Raw genomic sequence first — 23,524 nt, 5'->3', positions numbered from 1 at the left:
ATGCTTAATTTTCGCTTCGAATATGAACCCAGCCGGTGTACGATTTGGTCTCCTTTATCAGCGTTACGATGTAGTAATAGGTGCCGTCGGGGAGCAGTTCGTCCCTGTTGTTGGTTCCGTCCCACACCACATTTACATTGTCGTAATTTTTCAGTGCCTTCACTTTGTCTCCCCATCGGTTGAATATCAGCACTTCGTTATCCGGGAATTTCTCAATTCCTTCGATTTGCCAATTGTCGTTAGTGCCGTCACCATTTGGTGAGAATCCGTTAAAGATGTTCAGCATATTTTCGGAGCTGTTTTCCACAACAACTGTTTTGCTGCTGTAGGCAACACATCCGGTTACGGCATCTTTCACCGTAACGTTAAATTCCTGCGTTGCAGAAAGTTTTGTTGTTTCTGTGTAGCCCGAGTTACTGCTGAGAACGAGGTTGGCCGGCTGCCAGGAGTAGAGGTATGAACCTGACCCATTTTGTTCAGTAACACTCAGCCTTTCCGATGAGTTGTGGAAAATGGTGTCGTTATCTCCTGCGTCAACAATCAGCTCTTTGTAAATTGTGACAACAATATCATCCGAAGCCGTTTCGCTCACACACGATCCGTTGCCTGTTGCGGTAACAGTTAGTGTAATCTCTCCTGTTTCGCCGGGAGCGGGGATGTATTGCGGAGTTAACGAAGTGGCGCTTTCAATGGTGCCTTTCCCGTTTGTGCTCCATACTACTGAACTAACGTTTAATGCTGTTGCTCCGGTAATTGCAGCCTCTTCTCCGAAACAGATGAAAAGGTCATTGCCTGCTTCAACTTCCGGGTGCCTGGAGAAAGTCAGAACCATTTCGTCAGAAACAGTAGCGCACTGATTATTGGAATTGTGGGTTGCTGTTAACACCACGTTTCCGTTAATGATGTCACTTTCGCTCGGAACGTAAGTTGTATTGATGACATTTCTGTCGGTAAAAGCTCCTGTTCCGCTGGTTGTCCAGATTACTGCCGTTGCGTTTTCAAGTGTAGCATCTGTCAATGTAAACGATGCGCCTCCACAAACAGAAGCATCTTCGCCTGCAAATATTGCCGGTTGACGGTGGATGGTCAGTCGGAGTGAATCCACTGCATCATCGCACGAGCCTGACGAAATTCCCCTGAACACAAGCGTAACAAATCCGGTTTCGACATCTTCTGCGCCCGGGGTATAAACCGGGTTAAAAGCAGTCGGGTTGTTAAATGTTCCTGTTCCCCGAGTTTCCCATTGCGCAGCAAAACTGTTGTTGCTGATGCTTCCGTTAAGCTGGTACGTATCGCTTTCGCAGATTTCGGCGTCGTTACCTGCCGATATGTGCGGCGTTTGAGTAATGGAAAGCACCATGTAATCAGATACGCTTTCGCAGCTTGACGAAGCGGTTATGGTAAGTACCACAAATCCGTCGAGAATATCAGATTCACTCGGAACATAAACAGGGTTTGCCAAAGTTGCATCAACAAATGATCCGGTTCCGTTTGTGGTCCATGTAACTGTTGCATAATCGGGCGCCGAAGCTTCTGTTATTTCAAACGAATCCTGTTCGCAAATAGTAGCATTTGCCCCGGCATCCGGAGTAAGCGATTCTTTGTCGCTGTTAACCCAAATGCTCTGCCAGCAAACCGACGGGTTGCCGGCAGCATCGGTTACTCTCCATTCTACGCGGCTGATGCCTTCCATAAAACGGTAAGTTGTTGTGGCGGTTGTTACTGAAATTTCTTCGCTTGACGAATTATCAGGTGCATAAACAACAAATGTAACGGTTGCCAAATCTTCAGTGCAATTGTCTGAAAAATCGGGAGCTTCAAGTTCGATGTCAGCTTCGCATTGTCCGGGAGGTGCCATTACTGTAATAGCTGCCGGACAATTTATCGCCGGTTTTTCTGTGTCGGTTACGGTAACCTTAAAGCTACAGTCCCAATGCTGATTGCTGGTATTTTCCGTAATGGAATAATGTACCGTACTGGTTCCGGGCTCGAAAGTGTATCCGCTTGCGTCGTCAAAACCGGTGGAGTAGGATCCGTCAGGATTGGTGATACGCCAGCGTACCGAGGCCGGACAGTTGCTGTTTGCCAGTAGTGGTGATAAACTGTTTGCAGGTGATTTCCACGTACAGGTTCCTGCGTCTGCAGTTTTTTCAATGTCGGGCTGACAAACAATTACGGGTTCTTCGGTATCTGTTACAATAACATTGAATCCACAGGTAGTTGAATTTCCTGAGGCATCGGTTGCTTCGTATTCAACAGTGTAAGTTCCGGCGCCAAGTACGCTGCCTTGTTCCGGCCCGTTAATCTGTGTTACTGTTACGTCTGAACATGCATCGTATGCTACCGGGATGCTCCATATTGCACCGCCTTCGCATGCGCCTGTGAACAGTCCTACTGTAAAGGTTTTTCCTTCCGGACAATTGATGAATTCCGGTGTTTCGTTGTCGATAACAGTAACGGTGAAGCTGCAACTTACCGAATTTCCGGAGGCATCGGCAGCTGTCCAGGTAACTTCTGTTGAACCTACCGGGAACACAGCGCCTTCGAGGCTGTTTTGAACGCCCCAGCCGCCGAAATTGTGATTAACACTTAGTAAGTGGCAGTTGTCGGTTGCCGAAACATCCAAGCTGGTGTCCGGAATCCGGTAACCGCAAAGTCCCGGTGTACTGTTAAATATGTATTCGTCCTGATCGGTACATTGCAATACCGGTGCATCAGATTCTGTAATTGTAACTTCCTGCGTGCAGGTGGTTTCGTTTCCTGAATCATCGGTTACAATCCAGAGTACCTGGCTAATTCCAATACCGAATTCAAATGTGTTTTCTGTTCCGTTAAACGGCCCTTTTATGCTGTTGTCGGGACCATAAACCAGGTAGCGGATGGTTGCATCGGCATCGCAATTATCAGTATATTCAGGAAGATCAAGTTCTAACTCAGCTGAACACAATCCCGAAATGTTTGATTCGAGTATTGGCGCAGGACAGGTAACCTGTGGTCTTTCATTATCTGTAATTGTTACGTTAAAGTTGCAATTCCAGGTTTGTCCGCTTGCCGGCTCGGTGATGGTGTAAGCCACTGTGCTGGTTCCGGAGTTGAATTCTGTGCCTGAAGCGTCATCAATTCCGGTTGCAGAAGTTGCCCCGGTAATTTCGTATGTGACGTCGAACGGACAGTTGCTGGCCGCAAGTAGCGGAGTAAGGCTTTGTTCCGGTGCTGTCCATGTGCAAACGCCATCGTCGCTGTTTTCGGTAATATCTGTCGGACAAACAATCACCGGCCCTTCGGAATCAATCACATTCAACGTGAAGCTACAAGTTGCTTCATTTCCGGAAGCGTCTGTTGCAGTATATTCGATGGGATAGTTGCCAACGGCCAGAACAGAACCGCTTACCGGCCCTGCTGTTTGCGTAACAACAACATCGCCGCAATTGTCTGTTGCAATCGGAGTGCTCCAGGTTGTTCCGCCTTCGCATATTCCGCTGAACAAAGCAACTGTAAGTGTGTTCCCTTCCGGACAGTTCACAAACTCGGGGCTGGTTACGTCGTTAACAGTTATTTCTGTTGAACATGAGCTGCTGTTTCCGTTAATGTCGGTTGCAGTCCAGGTAACAGTAGTTGTTCCTGTAGGGAATGTGGCTCCACGCAGGCTTCCGCGGTTGCTGGTTCCGTAGAAATCGTGTTGCAACGAAACAAGGCCGCAGTTGTCGGTTGCCGTTGCATCAAGGCTGGCGTCCGCAACAGTGTACCCACACTCGGTGGCGTTGCTTTCAAAAATGAATGCAGTTCCTTCCGGACACATGATTTGAGGCAGTTCTGTTTCTGAAACAACTACTTCCTGTAAGCATTTAGAAAGGTTGCCGGCCTGGTCGGTCATGTTCCATTCTAGCTGGCTGATTCCTGTCGTGAATGTGTAGCTGGTTGAAGAAGCTGCGTCGAAATAGCGGCTTACCGAGTTGTCGGGATTAAATACCCTGAACCGGATTTCAATGTTAGCTGCATCGCAGTTGTCATTTATTTCCGGAGTTACGAGTTCTACCTCGGCTGTGCAACTTCCTTCGTCAGTGTTTATGCTGATTGCAGGAGAGCATACATAAGCAGGTTCTGTTTCATCTACCACAGTCACTGTTGTCGGGCATTCATCAAAGTTCCCTGAATCGTCGGTTGCTGTAATTGTAACGGTAGTAACCCCGGTTGAGATAACCGTACCGGCAGCCGGACTTTGAGTAACCGTTGCGTTACCGCAGTTGTTAGAGCTTAGTGCAGTGGCGAAGTCAGGTACCAGTGCCTGGCAGTCGGCATCAGCAACTAAAGTCACCGGAGCCGGACAATCAAGTACCGGATTGATGTTGTCTTCGATAGTAACAGTAGCTTCGCAAGTAGCAGTATTCCCGGCATTATCAGTAGCAGTAAGTACCACTGTGTTTTCGCCTAAGTTGTCGCAGGTAAATGTTGCGATGTCAATATTCAGGGAAGCTAATCCGCAATTATCAGACGAACCACTGTCAATATCCTGCGGCGTGATGTTCACCGTGCCGGTCATGTCGAGGTTCAGGGTGATGTCTTTGCAAATAGCTACCGGGGCAGTGTTGTCTTCAACGAGCAGCAGAACATCGCAGGAAGCAGTGTTCCCATTTTCATCAGAAACAGAAATTGTAACTGAAAGGTCGCTGTTGATAACAGTTCCTTGTGGAATGCTTTGAGTAATGGTGATGTTTCCTGTTGAGCAGTTGTCTGCTGCATCGGTAACCAATGCTGTTAAATCAGGAACTGTAGCCTGGCAGTTGTCATCGGCGTAAAGCGTTTGCGTAGCCGGACAAGTGAAGGTGGGTTCTGTTTCATCTACCACAGTCACTGTTGTCGGGCATTCATCAAAGTTTCCTGAATCGTCGGTTGCTGTAATTGTAACGGTAGTAACCCCGGTTGAGATAACAGTACCGGCTGCCGGACTTTGAGTAACCGTTGCGTTACCGCAGTTGTTAGAACTTAGTGCAGTGGCGAAGTCAGGTACCAGTGCCTGGCAGTCGGCATCAGCAACTAAAGTTACCGGAGCCGGACAATCAAGTACCGGGTTGATGTTGTCTTCGATAGTAACAGTAGCTTCGCAAGTAGCACTATTCCCGGCGTTATCAGTAGCAGTAAGTACCACTGTGTTTTCGCCTAAGTTATCGCAGGTAAATGTTGCGATGTCGATATCCAGCGAAGCTAACCCGCAATTGTCAGACGAACCCCCGTCAATATCTTGCGGCGTGATGTTCACCGTGCCGGTCATGTCGAGGTTCAGGGTGATGTCTTTACAAACAGCTACCGGGGCAGTGTTGTCTTTTACAAGAAGCAGAACATCGCAAGTTTCAGTGTTCCCATTTTCATCAGAAACAGAAATTGTAACTGAAAGGTCGCTGTTGATAACAGTTCCCTGAGGAATACTTTGAGTAATGGTAATGTTTCCTGTTGAGCAGTTGTCTGCTGCATCGGTAACCAATGCTGATAAATCAGGAACAGTAGCCTGGCAGTTGTCATCGGCGTAAAGCGTTTGCGTAGCCGGACAAGTGAAGGTGGGTTCTGTTTCATCTACCACAGTCACTGTTGTCGGGCATTCATCAAAGTTTCCTGAATCGTCGGTTGCTGTAATTGTAACGGTAGTAACCCCGATTGAGATAACCGTACCGGCAGCCGGACTTTGAGTAACCGTTGCGTTACCGCAGTTGTTAGAGCTTAGAGCAGTGGCGAAGTCAGGTACCAGTGCCTGGCAGTCGGCATCAGCAACTAAAGTTACCGGAGCCGGACAATCAAGTACCGGGTTGATGTTATCTTCGAGAGTAACAGTAGCTTCGCAGGTAGCGCTATTTCCGGCATTATCAGTAGCAGTAAGTACCACTGTGTTTTCGCCTAAGTTGTCGCAGGTAAATGTTGCGATGTCGATATCCAGCGAAGCTAATCCGCAATTATCAGATGAACCACCGTCAATATCCTGCGGCGTGATGTTCACCGTGCCGGTCATGTCGAGGTTCAGGGTGATGTCTTTGCAAACAGCTACCGGGGCAGTGTTGTCTTCAACGAGCAGCAGAACATCGCAGGAAGCAGTGTTCCCGTTTTCATCAGAAACAGAAATTGTAACTGAAAGGTCGCTGTTGATAACAGTTCCCTGAGGAATACTTTGTGAAATGGTAATGTTTCCTGTTGAGCAGTTGTCTGCTGCATCGGTAACCAATGCTGTTAAATCAGGAACAGTAGCCTGGCAGTTGTCATCGGCGTAAAGCGTTTGAGTAGCCGGACAAGTGAAGGTGGGTTCTGTGGTGTCATCGTTGTGTAATGTGACAGACAGTTCACCTGTGCATCCATTTTTATCTGTAATAGTAATGGTAACTGTTCCTGCAGAAAGATCGCTAATTGTGTTTTCCGAAACAGTTCCTGTTGACGCTGCGAAAGAGTAGGGAGGAGTTCCTCCTGTTCCGTTTACCCGGAGTTGGCCGGAGTTGTCACAATCCGGATTTTCCTGGTCAACCAAAATGATGCTCAGTTCTTCCGGTTCTTCAATTTCGAGCGATTCAATTTCAACGCATCCGTTGGCATCGGTTACGGTAACTACATAGAACCCCGCAGGTAAATTGTTCAGATTTTTCGGGTTGGCATTCGGGGCGTCGGGGGTAATTCCGCCGGTCCATGTGAAAGTGTATGGGGCAGTTCCTCCGGTGGCTTCCAGTATTGCGTTTCCGTTGGTTCCGCCGTAACATGTTACATCGTTTTCAGCGAGTACGGTCAATTCCAATTCATTGGGGTCGTCAATTTCAAACGAACCGTTTACCGCACAACCGTTGGCGTCGGTAACCCGGTAAATGTATCCACCTGCTGCGAGGGTTTCAAAATATCCGGTAGTGTTTGATTCTCCGGTACTTAATTCGTAGTTAAATGGTTCCGCTCCTCCGCTGATTACAGATAGCTGAACTGTTCCGCTTTCCTTACTGTCGCAGTTGGCATCGGTAACAGCAGGTTCTGCCATAACAAAGGAGTGGATAATCAGTTCCATCCCGTTTTCATAAACAGGGCAACTGCCGTAAGAGTTGGCAATTAAAATAAGCTGAACCGAACCAGAGGAAATATCGTTGGCGCCCGGGGTGTACACCGGGTTGATCAGCGATGTGGAGTTGAAAGTTCCATCTCCGGAAGTTGTCCACATGAAATCTTTTTCGTTACTAACTTCAGCTCCTACAATCTGCCAGTTTGAACCGGCGCAAATTTGAGCATCGGGGCCGGCATTGGCGGTGGCATTTGTGCAACTTGTGCTTACCGGCGTTGGATCGTTGTTTGCGGTTGGGTCTCCATCCTGATCAGGGTCGGGGTCGCTACCGTTTTGTGATACGTCCGAAACTGTTGTGCCATCGGGAGAATCTCCTGTTCCGGTAGCAGACAATGAGTAGTTTCCTTCATTAAGTATCGTAACTTTTAGTACAATATCGGTTGAAGTACCCGGCTGCAGGCTGTTCCCTGTCGGGGTTAGCATTTCTGTCCGGGATGTTCCGTCGTATTCTGTATTTACAGCAAAAGAAGTACTTGTGATTTCTTCCACAATATAGTTTCCTGCTCCGAAAGCGTCGTCAAGGTTTTGTGTAACCTGAATGTCGTTTAATTCGGTGCCTCCGTAGTTTTGCACACGTACAGTAAACAGTGCATCCCAGGTGCCGTTGCCGTTGTCGCCAACAGTAACGAGCTGGTTGGAAACTCCGATTATCGGGTCGCATCCGGTAATGGTAATCGGAACACAGTCTGAAATGAGATCGTTGCAATCGGGAGTAGATACCGAAACAATGCACCTGAAGTACCTGGTGCCGGAGACTGGCAAATTGTTGGTTACATAAAATGTATCGGTTGCATCGGCAATGTCAAACCATCCGGAGTTGCAGTCGAAATCACTTGACTGCCACTGGTAATTTAATGTTGCGCTTCCTGCATCGACCGATATGCTGAGCGTGTCTGCTTTTTGTTCGCAAACAAATCCGCCCGTGGGCTGAGTGCTGATTTCGGGAACAGCAACTTCTGCTGCATCAGAATAAATAACGTCACAACCAACTCCTTCCTGTTCGATTACGGCCCTGAAATAGGTTTTTGTGGTAAGGGCATCTGTTGTGTATGCATCTGCTGTTGCTCCAGCAATATCAGTCCAGCTTCCTCCGGAAATACTGTCCTGCCACTGGTAGCTGAAAGCCCCGGTACCGCCTGATGCCGAAACATTCATGCTGTGTGTTTCTCCGCTGCAAATGGTTGTTCCCAAAGGCTGGATGTCAACCTGGGGATCATCAACTACAGTAACGGTTTTACAAGCCGAAACAACTTCGCAGCCCGACTGTGGTTGTGTAATGACGCACTGGTAATGATAGGTGCCGGTAGTAGTAATTGCAGGCGTTGTGTAAGTTGCCGAGTTTGCTCCTGAAATGTCGGTAAAACCTGTGTTGCAGTCGGTGGTAGAAATTTGCCACTGATAGGAATACTGGCCGGTTGTTCCTCCGGCAACAGTAACCGAATGGGTGGCTGTTCCTCCTGAACAAATAGTAGCATCGCCTGATTCATCGGTAACCTGTGGGTCAGTTACAACTTCAACATGAACTTCAGAAGAAGTGAGCGGAGCACAATCAGGAGTTGTGGGAGTAATTATGCATTGATAATAGTAATTGCCGGTTGAAAGATTTCCGGTTGTGTACGAGGCCGAAGTCTCATCGGCAATATCAGTCCAGGGGCCTCCGGTGGTAGTGCTTTGCTGCCACTGGAAGGAGTAAGCCAGTCCGCCACCTTCTTGTGTGGAAACAGTCATGGTATGCGTACCTTCATCACAAATCACAGCACCTTCCGGCTGAATTGTAATCCCCGGAATATTTACTGTGGCAACGGCTGATGTGCGGTTAGCACAGCCATTTCCGTTGTCGTTTATTCTTACGCGGAAATAAGTGGTTGAGCTTAATGCATCAGTTGTATATGTTGAAGCAGTCGCTCCTGAAATGTTTGACCATCCGCTTGTTCCTGTTGAACTTTGTTGCCACTGGTATGTAACGTTTACACCATCATCAGTGCTAACATTCATGGTGTGGCTTGAGCCCTGACAAAGAGTGGCTCCCTGCGGCTGAACAGAAATAGTTACGTCCGGTGTTACAACTACTTCAGCTTCTTCTGAAATGATTGTATTACAGTCGGAAACGACTACTCTGTAATAGTAAGTTCCGGAGGCGAGAGAGCCGGGAGTAGTGTACGTAGCAGACGTTGCACCGGCTATGTCAGCCCAGTTTCCACCGGAAATACTGTCTTGCCACTGATAGCTGTAAGCTCCTGTACCGCCGTTTGCTGTTGCCGAAAGTTCGAAAGTTCCGCCGGCGCAAATTTCGCCTCCAACCGGGGTGGAAATCGTTATGTCAGGATAAACAGTAACCTGCATTTCGTCGTAGGTATTGCAGGCGTTGTTGTTACTGATTGTCCAACGTAAAGTGTAGTCGCCCGCTGTTAACCCGGAAACTTCGGTGTTGTATGAATTTGCATCTGCAAAAGCCGGAGTGCCACCGGTAGATGATTCAACGGTCCACGTTCCTGTGCCAACAACCGGTTCATTCCCATTCAGTGTAGTAACTGTTTGATTGCAGAAAAACTGGTCTGCTCCGGCGTTGGACATGGTTGGCTGGTCGAGCACGGTAACCGTTACATCATCGGTCTTTTCAGCGCAAACTCCGTTGCTGATTGTCCACCGGAACGTGTAATCTGAGTTGGCTTGTATTCCAACAACCTGTGTCGTTTCCGATTGGGGATTCAAAATAGTTGCTGAAGGCCCTGAAATTTGCGACCATTTTCCTGAGCCGGAAGCCGGAGTTGTCTGGGACAAAACCAGGTTTTCGAACTGGCAAACTTCAAAATCAACTAAATCATCAGGGTCGGATGGCTCTTCGTAATTGGTTACTATAACCGAATCAATTGATGAACAAAATTCTGTAGTTGTTTCCCAATAGAATGTATATGTTCCCGGAATTAATCCGCTAACGGTTGTGCTCGCCGAATTAACATCGGCAATTGTCGGGCTGTTGGGACCTTTTACTTCAACCCATTCTCCTGTTCCCACCGTCGGACTGGTTGCATTCAGCGCGTAGTTTTCTGCGTTGCAAAGTTCTGCGTCGTTTCCGGCAAAAGCTTCGGTGGGAGCCTGATAAACGGTTATTGTTACGGTATCTTTTACGATTTCGCAAGAAGCGCCGTTGGTAATGGTCCATTCAAACTCGTAAACCGCGGGGTCTCCATTGCTTTGCGCGCCAAGACCGGTGATTTCGGTGCCGGGCAAAACCGGAGAAATAATTGTGGGTGTCGGGGCATCTCCCGTGGCGGAAATAAAAGTCCAGTTCCCGGTGCCTGCGTTCAGCACGCCATCGAGGAAAACAGATGATTCGCAGCTTAACGTAATGTCTTCGCCTGCATTACCCGATGCCGGTGCGTAATTGTTAATACGCAGCTGGTCTTCGTTTTGGCAATCACCGTTCGAAAGTTTCCAGGTAAAAAGATAAGTGCCGTATATGTTACTTCCGTCAGGTGTAAATACAGCTACTGAATCATTAACGTAATTAAAACTCCCGTTGGAAGGGCCAACCAATATTGTCCATTCTCCATCTGATTCTTCCGGTGAATTTCCGGTGAGAGTAAACGAAGTTGCATCGCAATACTCTGCATCGCCACCTGCATTGGCTATTGGAGGCGGTGCGTAAAGCGTTACGGTCATAACGTCAGTAGAAGTGCAGTCTTCGCCGTTTATTTCGTATTGAAATGTGTATGTGCCGGATACCAGATCGGAGGCGATTGCCGTGTTAGGTGACGAAGGAGAGATTGTCGCAATATTTGGCGTGTCTCCTACCTGTGTCCAGGTGCCGGTGCTGTTAATGTTTCCTGTAAGGCTGACTGAAGTTGTGGCTTCACAGAATTCCTGGTCAGCGCCGGCATAGGCAGCCGGTGTTATGCTAATTTCAACCGTATCGCCAGAGGACTCACAAAAAGTTCCGCCGTAGCTTGTCCAGCTAAGCTTGTAAGTTCCCATTATCATGTTAGTAACTGTCGCGTCTGGAGAGGAGAGGTCTGAGATGGTAGGAGTGTTAGGGCCACTGACCACAGACCACAGTCCTTTTGCAACCGGGTTACCATGCAACGAAAGACTGGTTGAACCACACACCCTCATGTCGGAACCTGCATTCGCCGGAATGGGTGATTCGGATACAAAGAGTTTTACGGTGTCCCTACTATCCTCGCAGGCACCGTTTGAAATGAGCCATTCGAATTCATAAACACCATCGGTTAAATTAGAAAGCTGTGTTGTGGGCGATGTTTTATCAGTTATAATTGCTCCTCCCGGACCGGCAATTTGCAGCCATTCTCCTGTACCTGAAACCGGTGTGTTCGCATTTAAAACAGCAGTGTTTCCGCAGATTTCCTGGTCTGCACCTGCCACTGCCTCTGTAACGTCAGGAGCAATTGTGACTCTTACTGTATCGCGTGTCGGGTTACATCCGTTGGCATAAATAGCCCATTCAAAATAGTAGGTTCCATCGCTTGTTACAGTAACATTTGAAGAGGCTGCTGTCGGGTTTGTTATTGTTGCTCCGGCTCCGTTTAACTGCGTCCATTCACCTGTGAGTGACGGTTCGTTCCCCAATAAAGAAAATGAGGTTGTACCGGAAGGAAGGCAGATGTCAGTTCCGGCATCGGCGATTATAGGACCATTGGTATCGTTGGTGGTAACTGTCATTGTATCAATGGTTTCGCCACAGGCATTGGTAATGGTCCACACCAACTGGTAACTTAAGTTGGGTTGAAATCCTTCAACATAAGTATCGGGAGAAGTTCTATCATTAAAAACAATAGAAGGGTCTTCCGGAATTACCGACCATTCGCCCCATTCGTTTAAAACAGGACTGTCGGCATTGAGATAAACCGGTGTATTTACGCAAACCTCCTGATCTTCGCCCGCCTGAGCCTGAGTCGGGGTATTGTTCGCAACTATAACAATAACATCGTCCTGATTGCTTGAACAGAACGGGCCGCCGGAAACAATCCACCTGAATGTGTATGTCCCGTTTATGAGGTTGGAAAGTTTAGCCCCCGGTTCGTTAATGTTGCTGATAGTTGCCTGCCCTGGCCCGGAAACCTGGCTCCAGGTTCCTTCGCCTGCCAGTGGCGGATTCCCTGCCAATGATGTAGTATCTACGTTACACGCAAGAAGCTGATCTGTTCCTGCATTTGAAAGGGAAGACTCTCTGGAAACCACAACTGCAACGTCGGCAAATGCTGCTTCGCACTGCGTGCCCTGGGCTGCCGCCTTTCGAAGGCGAATGATGTAAGTTCCGGAAGATGTTAATCCCGGAATAGCAACTATACCAGAAGTTTCGATTATTCGCTCATATGATGTTGGTAAAACGGGATAGGCGTCAGTTTCCGGGCCACTAACAATGCTCCAGGATTCAATCCCGTCGCCATTGGAGCTGTAGGGAATGTATGCAACAGCCTCACCACAGGCCAAATCTATTCTCGAAGTACTAATTTCAAGAGAGGGGCCTTCTGCGTATCGGATGTCCACAGTTCCGGAACTGGAACAATTTGTTAGCGCATTGGAAATGGTATAGCGAAACCGGTAGTCGCTGCTACCGTCAAGTCCTTCAACACTTGTTACGTGGTTGTCGGGGGTGGTAATAGTTACCGGATCAGGACCGCTTACTTTTTCCCAAAATACGGTTTCGTTTGTGTACTGCGGGAAAGTTCCATAGAGAACAATAGATGTTGTTCCGTCGCAGTAAATGTTAGTGCGTGAAGTCCCTCCGGCGTTAGTGACATCAGAAGTTGACGGGGGCACAACAATGGTGTCGTTTGCGGTTCCGTTTTGGCAGGTCCCTTCCACATCCCACCTGAAAATATAAGTTCCTTCGATGAGGTTGGATACTGGAGATACATTGTTGTGAATGTTTGATATGACCGGAATGTTTGGTCCGCTGACCAGCGTCCATGTTCCCTGCTGGCCGTTAATTCCGCTGCCTGCATATGAGCCGCTAAGCTGTGTGTTTTGAGTTACAGAGTAACAATTGCTGATTTCCCTTTTGGGACCCGCAAAAACCGCTTCTCCGCCAAGGTTGAAAACCGAAACTGTGTCTTGACTGGAGCAATGGTTTTCGTTGGTAATAACCCAAACCAGTTTGGTTTCTCCTGAACTGGATTCGTCTGCCGTTAGCGAAGATGTGGCAGAAGTTTCGTCGGTAATCGAAATTCCATGGTTCGGTTCGATTATTATCCATCGGCCGGTTTCGTTTTGACCGGGTGCAGCAGCATTCAGAACTGCACCGCCGGAACAAACAACCAGGTCTTCTCCCGCATAACTTTCGGTTATGGGCAAAACCGTATTGGTAACATCCTGGTAAACCAGTGACCCGTCTAAACAGGTTGTGGATAAACGAAAGGTGTAGTCTCCCGGAGTTATGCCGGTTACTTCCGTCCTTATCGATGTAGGAGATTCAATAACTACACTAGGCCCGGCTACCTGGGTCCATTTTACGGCATTCTCTTCTTCGAGCACGCCAGATACTGATCCGTACAGGGTCAGCACTTCATTTTCGCAAATTGTTTGATGCACCCCTGAATTTACGGTGCAGTTTTGAGCCTGCACGCGGGGACTAAACCAAACAGAAAAAGCAAGCAGAAGAAACAACGTTGTTCTGCTGATACAATTGAATTTGATTTTTTTCATTATAGGATTTTATTATGTTTCTATGCAATAAGTTAGCGCGCGCAGTGTTTGCGCGAACTTGCGGTTATAATAAACCGTAGTTAACGATAAAGACGATTTTTATTCGGGGAGAGAAATTTTTTTATCCGCCTCTGTAGTTTGTGCAGATTTTATTTTTGCGTAGTTGTTCTGAAATTCCGGATTCTGTTTCAACGGCTTTAACACTGCTTTTCTTTTTTGACGAAAAGCACCGGGAAAGATGGTTGGTTTTGTTTTGTGTGTTTATTTCGAAAAATGAAAAAGCAAAGTAAAAATTTCTCATGATTTTGCGTAAGGTTTAAATGCTACAAAAGGCATGTACGAAGCTATTCGTACAGGATAATTGTTTTCTGTATTTTTATTTTAATAAAAATCAGATTTTTGTGCAGAACTGCTCGTTATGCAGGTACTACAGATCTACTACATTTGTTTGGTGTTGTTGCTTTCCTTTTATTATTAGCATGTTATGTTTTGTCTGTTTTTTGAATGTTATCTGATTGTTGCATGATGTTTTTTTTATCATTCGTTTTTATAGGCTATGGTTTGCGTTAGGCACTGGATGCAGTTTGGGGGCTGATTTGCATATCGTTGGGCTCGGCAATCGAATTTAAATAAAGGAAAAGGTTTGCCTTAGCATCGATTCCAAGTTTTTTTCGCAGTCTGCTTTTTTTTGTTTGTACCGAACGATGTTCGATGTATGTGTAATGTGCTATGTCTTTAGAAGAAAAATTCAGAAATATCATGGCACATAAAGTAATGTCTGACGATGAAAGATTGGGGTGTTTTGATATGAGGCTTTGAAAAAAAACTGGATAAACAGCCTGAAATTTTGTAACAAAAGTAGGATCGTTTTCTTTTCCCAGCCGTATAACTTCGTCGCTGTACCCGCTTAATTTTTGTTTCAGTTTTTTTGCTTCAGCTTCTTTTTCACGAATAATTTTTTTGCTTTTTCTTTTTCTGGTATAAAGTACCACAACTGCCGCCAATATAAGTATGAAGAAACCTCCAAATATAAATGCAATAGCTTTTTTTGCTTCTACCACTGTGGCATTTGTTTCTTTTTCTATTATGGTATTTACTGCATAATCTAATGCGTCCATATGTTCTTTTGTCAATTCATTTTCTGCCACCAGTGCTTTTCCTCTGTATAATTTGGCGGAATCATTAATTGCTTTTTTTTCATAAATCTTTTCCATCTTTCTGTAAATTGAAGGAAGCTCTGCATCGAGGTGAGTGTCTTTTACATTGTTTAGCGCCTTTGCAGAATAGTATAAAGCAGAATCTAAATTGCCTTTTTTTAGTTCCAGTTCACTTCTGAATTGGTAAGTTCTGGATGTGTATGGAAATTCATACTTTTTGGCCATTGCCAGCGATTGATCAAAGAAATATACGGCAGAGTCGTACTTGTTTTTTTCGCTGTAATATTTTCCCAGGCTACCGTAAAGGTTTATCCAGCTTGTGAAAACGAAAGGTTCGTCCATGCGTTGAAGCAATTTGCTGCTTTTTTTTAAATATGCATATACCGAATCCTGAACTTCCATGTCTTTGTATATGTGAGCCAAATTTTCGTATGCCAGAGTTTTGAGGTAGTCTTTTTTTTCGGGCTCTTTTATTTTTTCAATTTGCTTCAACCCTTTTTTAAATTTTTTTACCGAAGCATCAAATAACCCCATTGCACCATAAGTTCTTCCTCGTACTCTGGATATTTCGGAATCAACAAGCGGATCTTTTGCAGAACAATTTTCAGTTTCTGCCAGAGTGAGATATTCGAGTGCTTTTTTGTAGTTGCCAAGGTTATATAGAGCGTCACCAATTCTGAAATACGCAATTGCCTTCCCCTTTGAATAGCCGGTTTTTTCAATTACGGAAAGTGCTTCTAACGCATATTTAATGCTCCCGCCGGGATCAACCTCCCGCGTTTTTTCGAGCGATATTTGGAGCAAGCTGTCTGCTTCTGCTATTTTCTGCTCAATCGCGTCAGTAGCTTTCAGACAAATCGGCATAAATAGTACCAAGCATGTAAAAATGGTTTTTATCGTCATTTCAGCCAATATAAATTTTTGCTTACCCGATTTCTCAGGAAGCAAAAAAAGAATACCATCCATTTGTGTAAAAATTTAGTTGTTACTGGTTTTTACCCATTGTTCCGACAAAAGTATCACAAAAAGGATGGTTGCAAATGCTTTCTGTTTTAGGACATGTATTTATAACGATAAAATAAGCCGAAGCCTTTGAAAATGGGTCAATTTCAATAGTTTCTATGTGCTGTTTGTTTCAGTTAGATTTTTTAAATTCAATTATGTTAATTCATAAAAGTTGTCTTGTTATTGGGGGTGTATCTTGTTGTAGTTATGTTATTTAGAATATACGTTTTCCCCTGAGTGCGTTTTTGGTACCTTTGAAATCAGTTTTTTTTACCTCCTGAATCATCTTTTTTATCTGCCCTAATCGACTGTTTTTAAGTGTGCTTTCCGTTTTTTCTAAACCCCGTAATCATCTTTTGGTATTCATGTATTTTGTTCATTATCAAGTAATTTAGTTGAGGTTTTAGAACAATTACAAAGTCTGATAAAATGAAGCGTCTGTTCGTAATATTATGGTTGGTTTCAACAGTTCTTCTGGTTAGTTCCAGGGGAACAGAAACCGTGCAGAAAACCGCTGCACCCGAACTTACTACTTTTGCTTCCGACAGAAAAGTGAAAACGTTTGTCCCTGCTTCATTTCAATCAACCTTGAAATCTCAAAGTATTTCAAAAACTGTTTTTAAAGTAACGCCCGTTGATTTGACTTCCGAAGCAGAGCGTGCTTTAAATTACGCCATATCTATCTGGGAAGGGTTTATTTCAAGTCCGGTTCCTATAAATGTTCAGGCGACTATGGAATCGCTGGATTCCGCTATCCTTTGCAAAAGCCGGCCCGCCTCTTTTTACATGAATTTTGACGGTGCGCTCCATGAAAATGTGTACTACCCGGTTGTGTTGGCTGAGAAACTTTCCGGGGAAGAAATTAACCAGGGCGATTTTGATATTATCTGCCGTTTTAATAAAAACCTTCCGTGGTATTTTGGAACAGATGGAAATACCCCGGAAACCCACTACGATTTTGTTACAGCAGTTTTGCATGAAATAGCCCACGGGCTGGGATTTTCCGGTTTTTTTAAAGACGACGGAGCAGAGGGCTTTTTTAATAATGGATATCATTATCCCAGTATTTACGATTTGCACATTTTTAATGATAACAAACAGCAACTGGCAAACTCTGAGTTATTTCCAAGCCCTTCTTCTCAATTGCACAGTCAGCTTGTTTCCGGAAAACTCAGATTTTTGTTGTCTGACGAAAACGAGAAAAATGCTCGTTTTTTGGAGGTGTATTCGCCATCGTCGTGGAACGACGGAACAAGTATTTACCATTTGTTAAATAGTGAGGTGGAATTGATGATGCCTGTTGTTGCGAAGGGATTGGCAGTGCATTACCTGGACGAGCAGGTGCAGGAAATTTTGGGGGAAATTGGCTGGAGTGCGTTAACATTCAATTTTATTCTTTTTAAAGATTTTGAAGAGCCTTGCAGCGAATTGCCGGTTGAAATTGAAGTTGTTTCTGATGAGGTTGTTAAAGATTTGTCGGTTAGTGTTGTTTTTTCTACTGATGATTTTCTGACAACCGTTGAATCTGAACTGGATCAAAAGGGAACTTCAAATGTTTTCAAGGGAAATATTCCTCTGAATTTTTTTGAGGGAAAAGTAGATTACTATTTCGAGGCAAAAACAAAAAGCGGCAAAAGTTACAAGTTTCCAGCTTTTGCACCGGTTAAAGTCTTTTCATTAAAAATAGGCCCGGATTTTACACCGCCTGTGGTTGCTCATAATCCGCTGAAAATTTTGCCCGAAAATCAGGAAAGCTTAATAGTAAAGGCTTCAGCAACCGATAATCTGGGTGTGAAAAAGGTAACGGTAGAATATAAACTGAATGAAATGGATCAGCCAGCCATTGAACTTGGTTTGACTGGCCTGGAAAAATACTCGGGGTCTGTTTCTTTAAACATGGGTGATTACCATGCCGGAAAAGTGGAATACCGAATTGTGGCTGAAGATAAATCGTCAGCCGGCAATAAAAAGTATCTGCCTTCTGAAGGATTTTATCAGGTGGCTGTTTTTAAACCTTCCAAACCTGTTGTGGCGTATTCAAATGATTTTGAGTCGGGAATGTCTGATTTTGTAGGTGCTGATTTTTCTGTTTCTCCGCTGCCCGGGTTTGCCGACAATGTTTTGCATACGGCTAACCCTTATCCGGTGTCGGCATTAAAAGATGAAAAATACGATATTGTTGCTGAGTTAAAGCATCCAATTATTTTACGAGATGGTGGCGAAATGAGTTTTGATGAGGTAGTACTTGTAGAACCTGGAGAAAAAGGGACAGTTTTTTCTGAAGAACTGTTTTGGGATTTTGTAATTGTAGAAGGAAGCAGGGACCAAGGTTTGTCCTGGCTTCCTTTTGTTCCTGGTTACGACTCAGGTTTTTACCAATATTGGGATACCGCCTTTGTAAACTCTACTGTAAATAATTTATCACAAGCCAGTGGCAATCAGAGTATGTTTTTGAAACGTGTAATCCGACTTACTGAAAATACCGGTTTTGCAGACGGAGATACCGTGCTTTTCCGGTTTCGGCTGGCTTCGGATAATTCATTGAACGGCTGGGGATGGGCAATTGATAATCTTCAGATTCAGGCCAATTTTATAGATGATAATCTGAATACTCAGAACTTAATAGATGTGTTTCCTAATCCGTTTGACAGCCGGCTTTATTTGAAGTTCTCTTCGTCTGAAATCGGCGGTTTGGTCGACATTTCGATCACCGATATTACTGGAAGGTTAGTTTATCGAGATGAAGGAGTCGACCCGCAGGAAGGAGTATTGCCGGTAAAGTTGTCATCTGTCAATAAAGGGATTTATCTGGTTATGGTAGCAGAAAACGGAAAGGTTCTTCATGCTCAAAAAATAGTGAAGATGTAAAAATGAATAGGTATAAAATAACTTGAAAACGATTTACAGAAACGATGAAAACGATGTTCAGTTTGATTTTTTTGGGGACTCTTTTTGTATTTCCCCGAGCCATAAAAGCACAGCTTGTATCCGTTTCCGGGTATGTGAAAAATTACATTACCGACAAGCCTGTTGAAAATGCAGCGGTTTACGAGGCTCATTCGGGAATAGGAACAATAACGAACAGCGATGGGTATTATAGGCTTTGGCTAAAAAAAGGGGAGCAGGAATTAAAAATCTCAAATGCCGGATTTGAGGATTCTGCTCCCACTTTTTTGACAGCTTCCGATACCATCGTTTCTGTTAATTTAAAACCCCGGAGTTTTTCCGAAGGAAGTACAATTGCCGGTAACAAGCATCGGGCAAATGTTGCCAGGCGGGAAGCTAAACACATGTTGGCACGAAAGAATAAAAAAAAGAAAGATGATAGTTATAATGGTTTTTTGGTTCATAACATAGATTAGGGCGAGATTCATTCCTTTTTTTGAGAGGCTGGTTCAACAAGTGGAACCGGCCTTTTTTTCGTTTTCTGCCAGAAGTTCATTGGCGTGTTCCTTTTGTGGAAAAAATTTCACCCTTTTTTTTGTGGGTTGTGACATTTTGGCTGTGAGTGGATTATGGATTGTAGTTTGCTTAGCCCTGTCAGAGTTTTTAAAGGAGAAGAAAAATGAATTTAAACAATTTTACCATAAAAGCCCAGGAGGCGATTCAACATGCTTTTCAGGTTGCTCAGGGGAACAACCAGCAAAGCATTGAGCCTGCACATGTTTTAAAGGGATTAACCCATTCAGCCGAAAATGTGCTCGACTTTTTACTGAAAAAACTGGGAGTTAATACTTCCGTTTTTCAGCAGGCTGTAGATAAAATTATTGAATCGTATCCGCGTGTTACCGGAGGCGAACCATACATTTCAACCACCACCAACCGTGTGTTGCAAAAAGCGTTGGCACAGGCTCAGGAAATGGGAGATCAGTATGTTTCTGTAGAACATGTTTTGCTGGCATTGCTCGATGCAGGAGATTCAACAAGCCGTTTGATGAAAGATAACGGGATTACCAAAAAAGACTTGCGTAAAGCCATTGATGAACTGCGTAAAGGCTCAAAAGTTGACAGCCAGACTGCCGAAGACCGATTCAATTCGTTAAACAGGTTTGCTGTAAATCTGAATGAACGGGCACGTTCCGGAAAACTGGATCCGGTTATTGGCCGTGACGAAGAGATAAGGCGTATTCTGCAAATTTTGTCCAGGCGAACAAAAAACAACCCGCTTTTGATTGGCGAACCCGGAACCGGAAAAACTGCTATTGCAGAAGGGCTTGCACAGCGGATTGTGCGGGGAGACGTTCCTGAAAACCTGAAAACAAAACAGGTGTTTTCGTTGGATATGGGAGCTTTAATCGCCGGAGCAAAATACAAAGGTGAGTTTGAAGAACGGCTAAAAGCTGTTGTAAATGAAGTGGTACATTCCAACGAGGAGGTAATTCTGTTTATCGACGAAATTCATACTTTGGTAGGCGCAGGAAAAAGCGAAGGCGCAATGGATGCCGCCAATATCCTGAAACCGGCACTTGCCCGTGGTGAGTTGCGTGCCATTGGTGCAACTACTTTTAGCGAATATCAGAAATATTTTGAAAAAGATAAAGCGCTCGAAAGGCGTTTCCAGGTGGTACATGTGAATGAACCGGATACTTTAAGTGCCATTTCTATTTTAAGAGGTATTAAAGAACGGTACGAAAGCCACCATAAAGTGCGGATAAAAGACGACGCCATTATTTCTGCAGTAGAATTGTCGCAGCGTTATATTTCAGACCGGTTTTTGCCCGATAAAGCAATCGACCTGATGGATGAAGCCGCAGCCAAGTTACGTTTGGAAATGGACTCAGTGCCTGAAGAGCTGGATGAAATTGAACGTCGTATTAAACAGTTGGAGATTGAGCGGGAAGCCATAAAACGAGAAAAAGATGACAAAAAAATGGCATCTCTGAATAAAGAAATTTCCAATCTGAAAGAAGAACAGTCTCACCTTCGAGCCAAATGGCAGAGCGAAAAATCTGTTATTGATTCCATTCAGAAGAAGAAAGCAGAAATTGAAGATTACCGGCATGAAGCTGAAGAGGCTGAACGACAGGGAAGATACGATCGGGTTGCCGAACTTCGTTATGGAAAAATAAAGGAAGCCGAAACCGAAATTGAAAAGCTGAAACAGGAGCTTCATAAAACAAAAGGAGGTGAAAACCTGATCAAAGAAGAAGTCGATTCTGAAGATATTGCTGAAGTTGTGGCAAGGTGGACCGGCATTCCGGTTTCGAAAATGCTGCAAAGCGAACGCGAAAAACTGCTTCATATGGAAGAAGAACTGCACAAACGCGTGGTAGGGCAGGATGAAGCAATAACTGCTGTTTCTGATGCCGTTCGACGCAGCCGTGCCGGGTTGCAGGATGAAAAACGACCGATTGGTTCATTCATTTTTCTGGGGTCAACCGGTGTGGGAAAAACAGAATTGGCAAAAGCTTTGGCCGAGTACCTGTTTAACGACGAAAATATGATGACCCGTATTGACATGTCTGAGTACCAGGAAAAGTTCTCGGTTACCCGGTTAATCGGTAGCCCTCCGGGATATGTAGGATACGACGAAGGTGGCCAGTTGACCGAAGCAGTGCGGCACAAACCTTATTCTGTGGTGCTGTTCGACGAAATTGAAAAAGCGCACCCGGATGTGTTTAACGTACTGCTGCAGGTGTTGGACGATGGCAGGTTAACCGATAACAAGGGGAGAACGGTTAACTTCAAAAACACGATTATTATAATGACTTCAAACCTTGGTTCGCAGTTAATTCAGAAAGGCTTTGAAAATCTGACCGGAGGAAATCAGGATGAAGTGCTGGAAAAAACAAAGAAGGAACTGATGGAGTTATTACGAAAAACCATTCGTCCGGAATTTTTAAACAGGATTGATGAGACAATAGTGTTTACGCCGCTTTCCCGGGCTGATATCAGGAAAGTTGTAAAATTACAGTTCGACCAGGTTGTAAAACGTTTGTCGGGCACCGACGTAAAAATCAGCCTCACCGAAAAAGGTGTCGACTGGTTGGCAGCTGCCAGTTACGATCCTAATTTTGGCGCTCGTCCGGTAAAAAGGGTTTTGCAGAGATTTATCCTAAACGATTTGTCGAAGAAAATTCTTGCCGGGCAGGTAGATAAAAACAAGATGATAACAATTGACGTTGAAGACAACGAACTGATTTTCAGGAATTAAATAAAAAAGGCTTCGCAATTTGCGAAGCCTTTTCTATTTTTATTGGATATTGTATCCGAGTATTTTGAACATGTCTTCTACGGTCTGTTCAGTTCGGTAAACATAATCTACAAAGTTTCCGGTTTCGTCACGGTCTATAATTACGTGCTTCGGTGCGGGAATGAGGCAGTGCTTGATTCCGCCGTAGCCGCTGATCGAATCCTGATATGCTCCGGTATGAAAGAAGCCCAGGTAAAGAGGCTCTTTTTCCCTCGACGAATAACGTGGAAGCATAATTTGTTGATTAAGATCTTCGGAATTGTAATAGTCCGAATGGTCGCAACTAATTCCCCCTATGTTAACCCGCGTATATTCGTTATTCCATTTGTTGATGGGCAATAAAATAAATTTTTCAAAAATCGACCAGGCGTCCGGAATAGTATTCATCAAACTGTTGTCGATGATGTACCACAATTCGGCATCGTTTTGCTGTTTTTGTTCCAGAACCGAGAAAATGGTTGCTCCGCTTTCGCCAACCGTGTATTTGCCAAATTCGGTATAAATGTCAGGTTCTTCAATGCCTTCTGCATTGCAAGCATCTTTAATGTTGTTTACAATTTCCCGAATCATATATTCGTAATCGTATTCAAATCCCAGATGACTGCGGATTGGAAAACCTCCTCCTAAATTTATGGCGCTCAGAGTAGGGCATTCCTTTTTCAGTTCAATGTATAATTTAACCGATTTTTGAAATTCACCCCAGTAGTACAACGTGTCTTTAATTCCGGAGTCAACAAAGAAATGAAGCATTGTAAGTTCCAGGTTCTCCTTGCCCTGAATATTGTTTCTGTAGAAATCGAGAACTTCGGACGCTCTGATTCCTAAACGAGAGGTATAGTATGCGCTTTGGGGTTCTTCGTCAATGGCTTTTCTTATGCCAATTTGTACTTTTTTCCCCTTGGCATAGTTCATTATCTTTTTAAGTTCATTTTTATTGTCGAGAACAATAGTTGAGTTTTTGAACCCAAGGTCTGTAAGCTCGATAATTTTCCGGATGTATTCTTCTGTCTTATATCCGTTATGAACAATTTTTAGTTTCTTTTCGACTTTTCCCTGCTTGTACAGGTTTAAAATCAGATCAATATCAAACGACGAGGATGTCTCCAGGTTGACGTTGTATTGAAGAGCTTTGCTAACTACGTGGTGAAAGTGACTGCATTTGGTACAATAGCAGTAATTATAATCACCCTGATAGTTGGTAGCTTTCATGGCCCTCCTGAAAAGGTTCCGGGCCTTTTTTATCTGGTCCCCGATTCGTGGCAGGTACATCAGCCGGAAGGGGGTGCCATATTTATTGATGAGATACTTTAGCGAAACGCCGTAGAAAGTGAGGTTACCATCCTGCAGGTCAAATCCTTCCTGCGGAAAGTAGTACGATTGCTCGATGAGATCAAGGTATGTATTCTTCATTTCCGAAAACCAACATAA

Annotated in this window: 6 protein-coding genes; 3 read left to right on the top strand and 3 right to left on the bottom strand. The window is 44.6% G+C overall.

The genetic code is table 11. The features are described 5' to 3' along the window. Window positions 1-4: 4 nt before the first annotated feature. Window positions 5-13,741 carry an HYR domain-containing protein gene (locus BUB08_RS08945; RefSeq protein ID WP_073000987.1) on the bottom strand — a complete coding sequence of 4,579 codons (13,737 nt, stop codon included), beginning with the start codon at window positions 13,739-13,741 and terminating at the stop codon, window positions 5-7. A 566-nt stretch (window positions 13,742-14,307) separates the two neighbouring features. Continuing rightward, on the bottom strand, window positions 14,308-15,864 hold the full coding sequence (locus BUB08_RS08935; RefSeq protein WP_073000983.1) for a tetratricopeptide repeat protein: 1,557 nt from the start codon (window positions 15,862-15,864) through the stop codon (window positions 14,308-14,310). A 468-nt stretch (window positions 15,865-16,332) separates the two neighbouring features. On the opposite strand from BUB08_RS08935, the gene BUB08_RS08930 reads away from it, so the two are divergent. The 3 genes from BUB08_RS08930 (at window position 16,333) to clpB (ending at window position 22,057) form a co-directional block, all read left to right on the top strand. Further along, a complete protein-coding gene (locus tag BUB08_RS08930; RefSeq protein WP_073000982.1) occupies window positions 16,333-18,771 on the top strand; it encodes a T9SS type A sorting domain-containing protein in 2,439 nt (812 codons plus the stop codon). 53 nt (window positions 18,772-18,824) lie between these two features. Next, on the top strand, window positions 18,825-19,265 hold the full coding sequence (locus tag BUB08_RS08925; RefSeq protein WP_073000981.1) for a carboxypeptidase-like regulatory domain-containing protein: 441 nt from the start codon (window positions 18,825-18,827) through the stop codon (window positions 19,263-19,265). 203 nt (window positions 19,266-19,468) lie between these two features. Continuing rightward, the gene (gene clpB, locus BUB08_RS08920) at window positions 19,469-22,057 is read left to right on the top strand and encodes an ATP-dependent chaperone ClpB (RefSeq protein WP_073000980.1); all 2,589 of its coding nucleotides are present in this window, start codon (window positions 19,469-19,471) and stop codon (window positions 22,055-22,057) included. A 39-nt stretch (window positions 22,058-22,096) separates the two neighbouring features. Here clpB and BUB08_RS08915 read toward each other — a convergent pair whose 3' ends face one another. Next, window positions 22,097-23,506 (bottom strand): type III PLP-dependent enzyme domain-containing protein, encoded by a 1,410-nt coding sequence (locus BUB08_RS08915; RefSeq protein WP_073000979.1) that lies wholly within the window; start codon window positions 23,504-23,506, stop codon window positions 22,097-22,099. Window positions 23,507-23,524 lie beyond the last annotated feature (18 nt).

The organism is Mariniphaga anaerophila (assembly GCF_900129025.1).
Lineage (GTDB): Bacteria > Bacteroidota > Bacteroidia > Bacteroidales > Prolixibacteraceae > Mariniphaga > Mariniphaga anaerophila.
This window is presented reverse-complemented; position numbering and strand designations above follow the sequence as displayed.